The sequence below is a fragment of the Enterococcus gallinarum genome (assembly GCF_021496385.1).
Classification (GTDB): Bacteria; Bacillota; Bacilli; order Lactobacillales; family Enterococcaceae; genus Enterococcus_D; species Enterococcus_D gallinarum.
In genome coordinates, this window is record NZ_CP050816.1 from 1642910 (window position 1) to 1656679 (window position 13770).

15 protein-coding genes are annotated in these 13770 nt (G+C 40.8%); 11 read left to right on the forward strand and 4 right to left on the reverse strand.

Going from position 1 to position 13770, the window contains the following annotated elements:
* Positions 1-62 precede the first annotated feature (62 nt).
* Positions 63-1265, reverse strand: coding sequence for a YdcF family protein (locus tag HED61_RS08140; protein WP_219645288.1), 1203 nt, complete (start codon positions 1263-1265; stop codon positions 63-65).
* Between the two features lie 130 nt (positions 1266-1395).
* On the opposite strand from HED61_RS08140, the gene HED61_RS08145 reads away from it, so the two are divergent.
* Complete coding sequence (locus tag HED61_RS08145) at positions 1396-1914, forward strand: GyrI-like domain-containing protein (protein ID WP_103299887.1); 519 nt, start codon at positions 1396-1398, stop codon at positions 1912-1914.
* 71 nt (positions 1915-1985) lie between these two features.
* Here HED61_RS08145 and HED61_RS08150 read toward each other — a convergent pair whose 3' ends face one another.
* The 3 genes from HED61_RS08150 to HED61_RS08160 all read right to left on the reverse strand — a co-directional run bounded on the left by HED61_RS08150 (position 1986) and on the right by HED61_RS08160 (position 4259).
* On the reverse strand, positions 1986-3320 hold the full coding sequence (locus HED61_RS08150) for a serine hydrolase (RefSeq protein ID WP_219645287.1): 1335 nt from the start codon (positions 3318-3320) through the stop codon (positions 1986-1988).
* 222 nt (positions 3321-3542) lie between these two features.
* Positions 3543-3704 carry a hypothetical protein gene (locus HED61_RS08155; protein ID WP_003126893.1) on the reverse strand — a complete coding sequence of 54 codons (162 nt, stop codon included), beginning with the start codon at positions 3702-3704 and terminating at the stop codon, positions 3543-3545.
* A gap of 210 nt (positions 3705-3914) precedes the next feature.
* On the reverse strand, positions 3915-4259 hold the full coding sequence (locus tag HED61_RS08160; RefSeq protein ID WP_003126895.1) for a DUF4828 domain-containing protein: 345 nt from the start codon (positions 4257-4259) through the stop codon (positions 3915-3917).
* Positions 4260-4631: 372 nt separating this feature from the next.
* On the opposite strand from HED61_RS08160, the gene sfsA reads away from it, so the two are divergent.
* The 10 genes from sfsA to HED61_RS08210 all read left to right on the forward strand — a co-directional run bounded on the left by sfsA (position 4632) and on the right by HED61_RS08210 (position 13734).
* Positions 4632-5360, forward strand: coding sequence for a DNA/RNA nuclease SfsA (gene sfsA, locus HED61_RS08165; RefSeq protein ID WP_005472220.1), 729 nt, complete (start codon positions 4632-4634; stop codon positions 5358-5360).
* 17 nt (positions 5361-5377) lie between these two features.
* Positions 5378-6376 (forward strand): Gfo/Idh/MocA family protein, encoded by a 999-nt coding sequence (locus HED61_RS08170; RefSeq protein WP_195957787.1) that lies wholly within the window; start codon positions 5378-5380, stop codon positions 6374-6376.
* Positions 6377-6388: 12 nt separating this feature from the next.
* A complete protein-coding gene (locus HED61_RS08175) occupies positions 6389-7645 on the forward strand; it encodes a DEAD/DEAH box helicase (protein WP_230322350.1) in 1257 nt (418 codons plus the stop codon).
* A 65-nt stretch (positions 7646-7710) separates the two neighbouring features.
* Positions 7711-10422 (forward strand): sigma 54-interacting transcriptional regulator, encoded by a 2712-nt coding sequence (locus HED61_RS08180; RefSeq protein WP_195957785.1) that lies wholly within the window; start codon positions 7711-7713, stop codon positions 10420-10422.
* Between the two features lie 135 nt (positions 10423-10557).
* The gene (locus HED61_RS08185; protein ID WP_003126900.1) at positions 10558-10875 is read left to right on the forward strand and encodes a PTS sugar transporter subunit IIB; all 318 of its coding nucleotides are present in this window, start codon (positions 10558-10560) and stop codon (positions 10873-10875) included.
* A gap of 24 nt (positions 10876-10899) precedes the next feature.
* Positions 10900-11217: a PTS lactose/cellobiose transporter subunit IIA gene (locus HED61_RS08190; RefSeq protein ID WP_003126901.1), complete on the forward strand. Its 318-nt coding sequence runs from the start codon at positions 10900-10902 to the stop codon at positions 11215-11217.
* An 88-nt stretch (positions 11218-11305) separates the two neighbouring features.
* Positions 11306-12742: a PTS sugar transporter subunit IIC gene (locus HED61_RS08195; RefSeq protein WP_003126904.1), complete on the forward strand. Its 1437-nt coding sequence runs from the start codon at positions 11306-11308 to the stop codon at positions 12740-12742.
* A gap of 118 nt (positions 12743-12860) precedes the next feature.
* Positions 12861-13082 (forward strand): hypothetical protein, encoded by a 222-nt coding sequence (locus tag HED61_RS08200; protein ID WP_003126906.1) that lies wholly within the window; start codon positions 12861-12863, stop codon positions 13080-13082.
* 53 nt (positions 13083-13135) lie between these two features.
* The gene (locus HED61_RS08205; protein WP_003126909.1) at positions 13136-13324 is read left to right on the forward strand and encodes a DUF3188 domain-containing protein; all 189 of its coding nucleotides are present in this window, start codon (positions 13136-13138) and stop codon (positions 13322-13324) included.
* Positions 13321-13734: a DUF3284 domain-containing protein gene (locus tag HED61_RS08210; protein ID WP_003126911.1), complete on the forward strand. Its 414-nt coding sequence runs from the start codon at positions 13321-13323 to the stop codon at positions 13732-13734. The genes HED61_RS08205 and HED61_RS08210 overlap by 4 nt, the downstream gene beginning before the upstream one ends.
* Positions 13735-13770: the final 36 nt, after the last annotated feature.

The following is a 13770-nucleotide window of genomic DNA, read 5'->3' on the forward strand; positions in this document are numbered from 1 at the left end:
TGTATGGTGGTGAAACAATTGGATCGTGGTGCTCATGATTCCATTCAAAGGGCATACTTACGCTAGTTTCCAAAGAAAAATTCGAGAATAGTCATCAATAAGATGATGATTGCAATTCCGCCTATAGCTAACGCATGTCTTTTTTTGTGCATGAACAAAATGGCGATATATTCTCGTAAAAAAGCATTCGGCAAGTAATAGAAGGCTGTGTGTGAGCCAATCCCATCTGCTTTGACATGCGCTTGGTCGGCGTACATCCCTGCCCGGAAAATATGATAGTTATTGGAAGCAAAGATTGCGTGATATCCTTCTGGACGTAACGAATCCATGATTTCTTTGGAGAATTTCATATTTTCGTAAGTCGTTGTCGAATTGGCTTCCACTAAGATTTCACTTTCAGGGATTCCTTGAGAAACGGCATATTCTTTCATGGCCACTGCTTCAGGAATTTTTTCGTCGCTGCCTTGACCACCGGACATCAAAAGACGAGGGGCTGTTTTCTTCGCACGAAATTGAAGATGATAAAATGCGATGGCTTTATCGATCCGTTGGGCTAATAATGGAGAAACTTTCTCGCCATTAAGGAGACCTGCCCCTAAAACTATAATGAAGTCCTGGTCATAGCGGGGATGATTGAATTGATAAATAACCGAGATCGACAAAAAGTTAAGAAAAACCACAAAAAAATAAAGCAGCGATGCCGGAAAAATTGTAAATAAAACACTGACCCAACTTGGTAAGGCATGTAAAAAGGAATCCGATACCAACAAGATCGTTAAAACGATAGCTAAAACCAATGTCAACAGGTTGGCCAATGAGTGGGATTCTCGGCGTAAAACGACGATTGAATTCCAATAGAGGAAAATAATCAATCCATACAAACCAAAAAGAAAAACGAATAGAAAGCCAACTAATGCAACAGCTAAAATCCCACCGACTAAAATATCTTCTGTCCGATAAAGATTAACGAGCAAATAAATCCCAAAGGTCAAGATGAAGACATTAAAAAGCAAACCATTCACTAAACGATGCTTGTTTTTAAAATAGGAATATAAAAATAATCCGGCCAAACTAAGCGGGGCTAAGATAAAAAAACTGCCAGTACGTAATTCCGAAATGGACAAATAGGCCAATAAAGCGGCAATCGTCCAACAACACTCGAAGAAAAAGATATCTGGGTCATCTTTTTTCTTGCGGTACCAAAAAACAAAAATCGCTCCTAAGATATAAGCGATACTGAAAAGCCCAATTTGTGTAAAATCCATTCTTTTCACTCCTTTAAATCTAAGAACAGTATACCTAATTTTCGAAGAAAAAGCTTGCAGATGTGGTCAAAGTTGCTGAATTTTCTTGAATTCGCTACAATGGATAGAGAAGAAAGAAGGAGGCACAAGCATGGAATTAGGTGAAGTGATCCGAGTAACACTCCCAGCGTTTTATGTTGTCGGAAAAGAAGGGAAAGGTCTTGCTGAAGAAGGCCCTTCATGGGTACCGGCACTATGGGATCTTGCAACGAAAGATTTTGAAGAAATCGAGTTTTTGCTAGCCGATCAAGAAGCGGAAGATCTGCAGTTCTGGGGATTGATGAGTGACGGAGAGAACTGGCTGGAACCATGGCAAGAGACAGGACGTTACCTTGCGGGTGTCCAAGTCACTACGGATAATTTTCCACCAGTAGATTGGGTCCGTTGGCAAATGCCAGAGATGGAATACATGGTCGTAAAAACAAATGAATCCAATCTAAACATGATGACAGAGAAGATGTTGAGAGAAGTTCTTCCAGAAAATAATGTTCAACTGGCAGCAGCTATTCAGGAACACTACCTGCCTAATTTTCAAGAAGGGGAAGTAGAACTGTATTTTCCTATTGAACCGATTGCGCCTGTTGTGACCAAAGAAGAGTTACTCTCTTAACAAAAAACTTCCAGTGTTTTAGTGATCACCGGTCTTACCGGCAACGCCAAACACTGGAAGTTTATTTTTGATTAAAAGAGATTTGTAAAGAAATTGGCAACTGATCGCCAGCCGATAACAAAAATATTTGCTTTTTCAACGGCTTTAGTAGTGATCAGCTCAGTAGTAGGGACTTCTTTACTACCATCCATATAACCTAATGTATCTGCAGGAATCGTTGCTGTTACTTTTCCTAAATCCGTTGCTTTGGCAACTGGTGCAGAGACGGTTTCTTCGTTCATTGTTTTGTTATAATCGATTGTTGTGGTGAAGTCTTTTGGATCCATATCTTTACGTACCCAAACAGAAAGATCATTTTTTACCGCTATGGGAACAGTAAGTTCTTTGCCGTTTTTAACAGCGACCGTTTTTGTATCTGCTAACTGATCACCAGCAGATAGAATAGGAACTTGCTCCCACGCATCAAATGAGTAATCCATCAGTTTGCCTGTTTCGGTGAAACGTACACTAGGATTCTCAGCATGACCGTTGACGTTCAACACTACGGTGATAATACGCTGGCCATCTCGCACAGCCGTTCCAACAAAGCAAGCACCTGCTAAATCAGTGGTTCCGGTTTTCAAACCGTCAACACCATCTTTGGCGTTGATGAAACCAGGTAGCATCCAGTTCCAGTTGACCATCTCAACTGGTGAGTAGGAACCTTCACCAAATGTTTTGGTAACCGTGCTGGTGACTTCTAATACTTCTGGGAAGTCTTGGAGCAAATGTCTCGCTACGATAGCGACATCTTTTGCAGATAATTCATTTTCATCAGTGGAAGTGGAACCAGGGTAAAGGTTTTCTCCCAGATAGGTGTTATTCAGTCCGGAAGCATTGACAATCTTAGCATCTGTGATTCCCCATTCAGTGAGTTTGTCTTTCATTTGATCGACAAAGGCTGGCTCCGACCCGGCAATTTTCTCTGCTAGGGCAACGACCGCAGCATTAGCTGATTGAATGTAGCTCGCTTCATAAAGGTCTTTAACGGTGTATTGAACATCACGATGCAAAGGAACATTGGACAAGTCAGGTGTGACACTGAGGTCGGCTGCATATTGTGAGATTTCAACAGGGTCTTCCCAAGTCAATTTGCCTTCCTTGACTTGTTCTGCTACTAGATACAGACTAATGATTTTTGTCACTGAGGCGATGCCCATCGGGGTTTCTCCCTCTTGGTCATATAAAATCTTGCCTGTATCGAAATCCACTGAAAAAGCAGCTTTTGCATCGATAGAAAAGTTTTTGATTTCTTCAGCGGTAAATGTAGTCTCCTCAGCGTGGGAGATCAATGGTATTCCGGCAATAAAAAAGAGGGTTGCTAGACCCGCAATCAATGAATACCAGATTTTGGATAATTTCTGCATAGGTAAACTCCTTCGTTTCTGTATCTAAATCAAAAGTTTAACAAAGAGTTTCTTGAGTTGCAATACTCTAGCAGAAAGTTCAAAAATTCGTAAGAACCAGCTTTTTTCTTCTTGCCGAATCACACCAGTGATCGCTTTGTCTTGAAACAACAGTTATTTTTAGACACAAAAAAAAGCTTTTCTTTAACGAACAAAGAAAAGCAGTTTTTTTATCTAATAAAACTATCGGCGAATATGATTTCGGGGATCCTCACTTTGCACTTTTACAGGTACTTTCACTGCTCTTGTTTCTTGCTGCATCAATTGGCGGGCAAGAAACAGCGTTCCTCCAAGTAATGCGGCTAAACCAAAGATTGAAAAAAGTGAAACAAACGTCGCTAACATAGAAATCCCTTCTTTCTGTTTTTAATTAATGTGGAAGGTAGGAATCGAACCTACACCTTAATCTATGAACGATCATCTATCACTCAACGGAACACCTTGTTCAACCACTTCTTATTACTATCATAGCATGAACCGTCTAAAAATGCTGGTAGAAAGTCTGAGCATTTTCAGAGGAAATCAAGAATAAATAATGAAGAAACTTTGAAGAAATCATTCGATCTTTGTCAAAGGATATTGCCAATCTTCTGCTTCATCATAAAGGGTGAAGCGCTGGTCCTTTTGTTCAATGATCAAATGGTAACCCAATGAATCTAGTAAAACCAATCTTGATGGGGTCAGCTCAACGATCACAGTAGGCGAATGTTTCCCATCAATTGTCAGTGAATGCTCCTCTGTGATCTCAATGGATACAGTGTCTTTCATTTTTGAAGTGAACTGCCATTTCCCCACGAATTGTTGGCGGGGCTCAGTTTTTTGCTTTTCTTTTCTTAATATGAGCGAACTGGCAACACCGGTCAAAAGTGACAGACCAATCAACAGTGAACGTTTTTTCACATTTTCACATCCATTCCTACCTATGATGGAACTAGTATACCATGGGGAACAAAGAAATCCTCCTACTTTGGTCGGAACTTTAAAAGTTTTTAATTGACCGTATAATCCATTTATCAAAATCTTACAGCCCTCAGAAAATACCAGAAAATTGCAGCGGCAGCGGATAGCTGCAGCAATGATGCTGACCCAAAGCATTGTTCCATAGCTTATGGTAAAATCAGATAGAAAGTTTTCTGCTTTCTCCTACTTTAATTGAAAGAGAGTCTTTCACTGAGAATCAGAACATCATCAATTACTAGATCAACTGATTTAGCGTTTATTTAAGGAAGTCCGGCTGTTTTAAGGCCGAGGTATTAATGGAGAGGGAAAAAGATGGAATATCCAAATAGTCACTTAGCGATATTTATTATTCGGGAAAATCGCTTTATTGCCCGCTGTCGATTGATGTCAGGGGAGGAAGTAATCGTTCACGTCAAAAATACTGGTCGAGGAAAAGAGGTACTTGTTGCTGGTGCGTTAGTCACTTTGCAATACTGGAATAGTCCAAAGAGAAAAACTAATTATGATTTGATCGCAGTAAAAAAGGGCGACCAATGGATCAATATCGACAGTCAAGTCCCAAACCGTTTGGCCTATGAATCCTTATTGGACGGAACGATTCTTTTACCGCAGATCACAGGCAATCTAACTTTACTAAAGAGAGAAGTGACGTATCACCGTTCAAAGTTTGATTTTTATTTTGAAACAGATGTCGGAGAAAAGGGCTTTATAGAAATCAAAGGGATGACTTTGGAAAACAAACGAGTGGGTGCTTTTCCAGATGCGCCCACCAGTCGCGGATTGAAACATGTAAGTGAACTGATAGATGCCAAGAAAGAAGGGTACTATGCCGCGGTATTGTTTGTCGTCCAATTTGAAGACATTGATGTCGCGACGATCCATCGTGCCATGCAACCAGAGCTAGCAAAAAAAATCGGACAAGCAATTGCAGACGGAATCCAAGTTTTCGCGTATAATTGTCTTGTGGATGAAACCAGCATTTCCATTAATAAAGCAGTACCTTTTGATCTTACGGCTGCTTTTGAAGACCCAAACTTATAAGAAAAGAGGGAATATGAATGATTCATTTAGGGATAATCGGTACAAATTGGATCACGGATCAATTTGTACAAGCTGCACATGAAACGGGACGCTACCATCTAACGGCTGTCTATTCTAGAAAACTGGCGACTGCTCAGTCTTTTGCAGAGAAATACGGAGAAGTGACTTGTGTAGATGATTTAACGGCTTTCTTTCAACTAGAAGAATTAGATACGGTATATATTGCATCTCCCAACAGTTTGCATTTTGAACAAGCAAAACAAGGGATTTTGTCAGGAAAAAATGTGATCGTCGAAAAACCTGCCTTTTCGACACCATCAGAAATGGCTGAGATCATTGAATTGGCCAATGAAAATCAAGTTTTATTTTTTGAAGCAGCGCGCAACATTCATGAGAAAAGTTTTGACACCATTGCGTCTGTCTTAACTGAACATGGCAATATCATTGGTGCAAACTTTACCTATATGAAATACTCTTCACGGTATGATGCAGTGTTAGCAGGAGAGGAGCCAAATATTTTTTCTCCCCATTTTTCTGGCGGCGCATTGGTAGATCTGGGTGTTTATCCCGTTTATGCAGCACTAGCTTGGTTTGGCAGACCACAAAATGTTTATTATTTTGCCCGGAAAATCGTGACAGGAGTCGATGGGATCGGTACGATCATTTTACGTTATGAAACTTTTGACGTAACCATTCAAACTGGAAAAATCGGCAACTCTGACTTGAAATCAGAAATATATTTTGAAAATGGAACACTGGAACTAAATGCAGTCAATGCCATTGAACAAGCGGTATTTTATGACCGTACAAATAATGAAACGGTATTACCGGTGACTGCGCAGGCAAATCCGATGGTCGAAGAAGCTGCAGATTTTGCAGAAGTCATCGAAAATAAAGCAGATCCCCAATTGGGTGCGCGCTATGAAGAATGGATCGAATTAGCTCGTGATGTCAATGAAGCGATCTATCTCATGAGAAAACACGCAGAAATATCCTTTGACACAGACAAAGAGTAAGGAATGGAATGTATGACAGCAACTTATTTAGCAGAAGTTTGGCAAGAAAAATGGCAAAGCAGCGGCTTTTCTGCGCCATCACTGATTCAAGAACGGGTTTACCCCTTCTTGAAATCAGGACAATCAGTAGTAGGCGTTTCGCCGACAGGTTCAGGGAAAACATTGGCCTATTTACTACCTTTATTGGAAACTGTAAAAGTTGGTGAAGGCAATCAGCTCCTGATTTTGACCTCTTCCCAAGAACTGGCCATGCAGGTCACACAGGTCGCACGAGATTGGGCCCAGCTTTTAGATTTGCAGGTTTTACCACTGATTGGCGGCGCAAATACTAAGCGACAAATTGAAAAGTTGAAGGCCAAACCAGAAGTTTTGGTGGGGACACCAGGACGAGTATTGGAATTGATCAAATTAAAAAAAGTCAAAACGCAACAGATTCACGGGATAGTCTTGGATGAAGTGGATCAATTACTGAAAGAAGGGGCCTTTGGGCTCGCTAGCAAAATCTTGACGCTTATTCCAAAACAGGCGACTCGCAGTTTCTTCTCTGCAACTGCCAATGAGGTTCTAAAAGAAATTCAAGAACTGGCTTTTGAAACACCACAGGTCATTGATGTGACAGAGGAAGACCAGAGCAAAGGGATGATCCATCATTATTATTTGAATTACCCGAGTCGTAAACTAGTGGATGCTTTGCGCCGGTTGGCTTACTTACCAGATTTTCAAGGATTGATTTTTTTCAATGAATTAAGTGCATTAGGTAATGCTGAAGAAAAACTGCTCTTTCATGGTTTGCCAGTCGCCTCCCTTGCTTCAGACCAGAACAAACTGACCCGCCGTGCTTCGCTTGATGGGTTCCGTCAGGGAAAGATTTGTGAATTACTAACGACAGATGTTGCTGCCAGAGGATTGGATGTCGATCAGCTGGGGTATGTGGTCAACACCGAGGTTCCACAAGAGAAAGAATCTTATCTTCACCGAGCAGGTCGTGTGGGACGGATGGGAAATGAGGGAACAGTGATCACGATCGTCCAAGACCATACATTAAAGGATCTAAAGAAAATTGCCGCACAGCTGGATGTAACGCTGCAAGAAGTTTTCTTGCATGGAGGTGCGCTTCACACAGAGCGTCCGGAAGTTAAAAGTGAACCTAAAAAAGAGCAGAGTGTGCAGAAAAATTCCAGAAAAACTTCTGAAAAATTACACACTATGCCAAAGAAAACGAAGAAAAAGCAAAAAAACCAAAAAGATAAAGGCAAAAGACGCCATTGAGCGTCTTTTTGTGTTACCATTAACGGTGGTTAATTACTAGTGTGTAATATTGAGGAGGCATTTTCGTGAATTCAAGGAAAGAAGAAATCTTTCAGACGATCGAACTGCACAAACAAGGTCTGACAGCCTTAGAGGTTGCGGAGATTTTACAAATCGATCGCAGTAATGCAAGCCGTTATCTCAGTGAATTATTTAAAGAAAATAAAATCAGCAAGCGTGCTGGTCGGCCAGTAATCTATGAACCATTGAATGAGGAAGTTCATGTGGATGTGTCCTCCGAGGTTAGTTTTGAAAGTCTGGTGGGCGTTCAAGCTTCTTTGAAAGTCAGTATCCAACAGGCGAAAGCGGCCATTCTATATCCGCCCCGTGGACTGCATACTATTATATTCGGCGAAACCGGGACCGGGAAATCATTATTTGCGGAGTGTATGTATCATTTCGCTGTGGAATCAAAAATGCTGAAAAAAGATGCCCCATTTGTTGCGTTTAATTGTGCGGACTATGCGCAAAATCCCCAATTGCTATTTGGTCATATCTTTGGGATCCGCAAAGGAGCATACACTGGCGCTGCGGAAGATAGTCCCGGACTAATGGCGAAAGCCGATGGCGGTATTTTGTTTCTGGATGAGATTCATCGTTTGCCGCCGGAAGGCCAGGAAATGCTCTTTACCTTTATCGACAAGGGAGTCTATCGTCCTCTGGGTGAAAGCAATCAAGTGTATGAAGCTTCTGTGCAGATCATCGGTGCTACAACAGAATCTTCAGAAACATTTTTGACGACATTCAACCGAAGGATTCCAATGGCCATCACTTTGCCGAATGTGGAGAGTCGTTCACTGGATGAACGATATGAAATCATCTCCTTATTTATCAAGCAAGAAGCAACTCGGCTCAATCAACGGATCGACGTTGAGCGAGATGCGATTTTGGCCTTTATGCTGTATGAAGCAGAAGGCAATATCGGTCAAATCAAACGTGATTTGAAATTAGTCTGTGCCAAAGCTTTCCTCCATTATCGGACCTACGGCAAAAAGCATTTATTGATTCGTAAAGAAGATTGTTCACTGCAAGTCCAAAAAGGATTGTTGAAAATCAAAGAAATGTCGGAACGTCTCGATCGATTTTTAGAAGGCAAAGGCGATTTTTTGAGTTTCGAGCCTGGGGATCAAGATGTTGTTTGGTCACAAGATCCTCAAAGAAATATGCAGGTTTACAATGAGATTGAAGAGAAAGTCAGCAGCTTGATCGAGACAGGTGTTGCAACGATCGATCTGGAAAATCTGATTTCCAAGGATGTGGATGCCTATTTTGAAATGTATGTAGAAGAGCTGACGCAAAATCCCGTTCACAAAGAGTTGATTCCAGAAGATATTTGGAAACTGACCAATCAGCTTTATGATATCGCTGAGCAAAAATTGGATCGTACATACAATGAAAAAGCACGTTTTGCCTTTGCACTTCATCTTCAAAGTACATTAGAACGCGTAAAAGAAGGCCACATGATCGTTCATCCAGACTTAAATACGATTCGGAAAAATCTGAAATCAGAGTTTCAAGTGGCGATGGATCTATCAACTATTATTGAAGAGGAACGACACGTGGAGATTCCCTTCGATGAAATTGGCTTTATTAGTATGTTTCTAGCTATTCAGGTGAAAAAACAGATCATGCCGCTTGAGAAGGTAGAAGTCGTCGTCTTGATGCATGGAAGAGCAACAGCTAGCAGTATGCTGGAAACCGCACAGGAGCTATTGGAAACCACTAGCGGTTATGCAATGAATATGTCATTGGATACAGAAGTGGGCGCCATGTATGAAAAGTTACTGGCCTATGTTTCTAAGAATAAAGATAAATTAAGTAATGGTCTATTGCTTCTCACTGATATGGGATCATTGAACTCTTTTGCAACACTTATTTATGAAGAAACGGGCATTCGGACGAAAGCAATCTCCATGTCCAGTACGATGATCGTGCTGGAAGCTTTGCGCATGGCAGAGAGTGGACGCAGTCTCGAGGATATCTATCAAAACATCCAGCGTTCCTTTGAGACGATCGTTCAAGAGCAATTCCGCACGGTTCGGGAAGCCAAAGGCAATAAAAAGGCAGTAATCGTTACGTGCTTTACGGGAGAAGGTGTCGCTGCCAAGCTGTATCAGCGCATCTATCCGGTCGTCGATCAAGAGAAGGTCGAAATTATTCAAATGCAATTTATTGAGAAAGAAACCTTCAAGAAACACATCGATGGGTTGCTAGAAGAATATGAGATCAAAGCCATCGCTGGCACAGTAGATATCGATTATCAAAACATTCCTTTCTTTTCGGCTTATGATGTCTTTGATGACGAACGGTTGAATGTGCTGAAGCGAATTGTTTCTGATGAAGTTCCCATCGAGAAAATTGTACGCTCTCTTGAAAATACCCTTACGCATGTCGGGTCTGTCTACCATTTGATCGAGAGCTTGCAACGAATCGTCCATCAGGTTCAGAATCAGCTGCATGTGACACTAGAACCGACTGTAGATGCCGGGTTAGTGATCCACCTTGCTTTTCTTGTGGAGAGCAATTTGAAAAAGGAACCTTCCCGAGCATTTAAGGATTTAGCAAACTTCCAAAAGCGGTATCGAATCGAGACCGATGTGTTGCGAACGAACTTGCTGCAAATCGAAAAAAATTATCAAATCAAGATCTCTGAAGATGAGATTGCGTATCTCACACAGATGTTCTTAGAAAATGAAATAAAAAATCATCATGAATCCGCACACAATATTAGTGTGTAATGAGAAAAAGTAAAAGTGTGTAAGCGTTAAATTGGTGCAGACCATTGTTAAATCAAGGTTTGCACTTTTTTTATTTTGGCACGCTTTTTGCTTTATAGTTAAGTGTAAATAATAATTTAGAAAGGAGTGACAATGATGGCGAAAAAAACGATTATGCTCGTATGTTCTGCTGGCATGAGTACTAGTTTGTTGGTAACAAAAATGCAAAAAGCAGCTGAAGCAAAAGGAATGGACGCAGATATTTTTGCAGTTTCCGCTTCAGAAGCAGACCAACATTTAGAATCAAAACCGGTGGATGTTCTATTGTTAGGCCCACAAGTACGTTTTATGAAATCACAGTTTGAACAAAAATTAGCACCTAAAGGGATTCCTTTAGAAGTCATCAACATGGCTGATTATGGCATGATGAATGGCGAAAAAGTTTTAGCACAAGCAGAAAGCTTAATGAAGTAGTGAAGTAAGAGGAGGATTTTTTTGATGGACGAGCAAAATTTGGAAGCCATTATGGGTTTGATCATGTATGGCGGAAATGCGAAAAGTGATGCAATGGAGGCAATTGCGGCAGCCAAAGAAGGAAATTTTGAATTGGCAGACCAAAAGATTGCGGATGCTGAAGCATCTTTAGTAGAAGCACACCACTCACAAACTGGTTTGTTGACACAAGAAGCGCAAGGAAACCATATGACAGTGACCTTGTTGACGGTTCATTCGCAAGACCATCTAATGACATCAATCGCATTTACAGATCTAGCGAAAGAAATCATTGATATTTATCGACGTATGAGTAACGAATAATCTTTGAACGGATAGAAGTAGTTATTTGTTGATTTTATCTCTTAGAAAAATCTTCTTTGGCGAATAGAACTTATAGGAGGACATAAAAATGGATGGATTAACGAGTTGGATGGAGAAATACATTCTCCCCGTAGCAGCGAAGATCGGTGCTCAAAAGCACTTAGTAGCGTTGCGTGATGCGTTTATTGGAACAATGCCCGCGACAATGGCTGGTTCGATCGCTGTAATGATCAATGCGATCATTCGCGATCTGCCGCCACAGTTTTGGCCTAGTTATGATGCAAGTACAATTCCAGTTATACGTGAAATTATTAGTATTAATGGGTTTGTTTGGAATGGTACACTAGCTGTAGCTGGATTGGTTTTTGCTTTTTCTTGGGGGTATAACTTAGCCCGAGCATACCGCGTCAATGACCTTGCCGGTGGGATCGTCGGAATGGCGACACTGATCCAAGGAATCGCTTTTTCATATAGCACATCTGTTGCGACGACAGTTCCTGCAAATTTGATGGATGAAATCAATGCTGGTACAGCAACAACTGGTTGGTCAGCAACAGCTGAAGGAATTACAGCTGGCGGCTGGGGCTGGTTGAATTTAAACCATCTAAATGGGAATGCATACTTTACTGTAATGATCATGGGAGCAATCTCAGTCATCATTTTCTGTAAATTAATGTTAGCCAATATTACAATCAAAATGCCGGATTCCGTTCCACCAGCAGTTTCGAAAGCTTTTGCCGCAATCTTACCGGCAACAATCGCTTTGTATGTTATTGCTATTATTAACTTTATTGTTGGACAATTGACGGATGGACAATTGATTATCGACCTTGTTCAGAAATATATTGCTGAACCATTCTTGGGTCTTTCTCAAGGAATAGGTGCAGTCCTGATCGTTACTGTTTTTGTGCAAATCTTCTGGTTCTTTGGTATCCATGGTCCAAACGTATTAGCACCAGTTTTGGAAGGTATCTGGGGACAAGCACAGTTGATCAATATTGATATTTTCCAAAAAGGATATGATGGAAAAACTGGAACAAGCGCGGTATTAGCAGCCATTGAAGATGGAAAAGCGTATATGTGGGTTCGTGGATCATTCGATGCATTTGCATGGTTTGGTGGTTCAGGTGGAACGATCGTTCTTTTGATCGCCATCTTAGTTTTCTCTAAACGTGCAGACTATCTGACAGTTGCCAAATTATCAATTGGACCTGGTATCTTCAATATCAACGAACCAGTCATGTTTGGTTTGCCAATCGTATTGAATGCGATCATGTTCATTCCATTCATTATTGCACCACTTGTTGCTACAACAATTGGTTGGTTAGCTACTTACTGGGGATTAGTCTCACCAGTTTCTCAACAAGTAACTTGGGTTGTGCCGCCAATGTTATTATCATTCTTAGCAACCGGTGCAGACTGGCGTGCGCCAATCGTCACTTTAGTATGTATGGTGGTCACCTTCTTCATCTGGGCGCCATTTGTTATCTCAGCAAATAAAATTGATCCAAAATTAGGCGAATAGCCCTTTAATCGAGAGGAACTGCTATCGCTTCATAGTTGAGGTAGCAGTTCTTCTTTTCATTCATTTAGAATACAGATAGAAAACAGCAGCAAGAAAACTGCTCGAGGAGGAATAAAAAATGATCTCAATCGCAAGTGCTATGCAGCAAGATGCAATCAAAGAATTATTAGAAGGATACAATGAAGACGGTGTGTCTTACACATTTAAAGAAAAACAAGGGATCAAATTGATTTTTACTACCACAGCTGACGATGCAGAAGCAGCAGCTAAAAAAGCGAAAGAATTGATTAAGGCCCAACCATGGGGATCTGTGCTATACTTTCAAGCAACCGCTGTTTGATGTCGTAATACAACTGATGTCAGGGACGATTAAATAGATAGGGATGAATCAAAATGATAAAAAACGGCTTATTTTTGTGCAGTATCGGGTTGCTTGTGATTTTGTATAGCATGAACCCAAGCAATATGCGTTTAGACATTTTCAGTTTTACTACTGGAATTGCTTTGCTGATAGGCGGCGGTTTGTTGTTTATGAAAGGCAAGAAAAAAGCTGATCAATCAAATGGAGGACAGTCTAAATGAAAATTGAAAAAACATTGAACGTTCCAAGTCCAGTCTTTTTCGATAAAATAATCGACTCAGTGATATTTGATATCCGCAAGGCAACAGGCAAAACGGTTTCCCGCAAACAGTTAGCCGGATATGAGTACGTCAAGGAATTTTCAGCTTCCAGCCGTGCAAAAATCAAAATTGAAGAAGTCATTGAGAATCAAGTCTATCAGTTTCGGACAGAGACAACCAAAAATGAGTTTGTCGTTCGCTATGAGCTGGAAACGATAAATGAAAAGCAGACAAAGGTAATTTATACGGAAACGATGAAGTCATTCGGTATTTTGCAACAAATGAATGATATGCTGCTTGGAACGATTCTAGGTTATTTTAAAAGAAAACAATTCAAAAAAATGCTGGTTATGATGGAAGAATCATATTAAAGGGGTCCTGTGACGCCTTTTTTGTGTTTTCCAGGT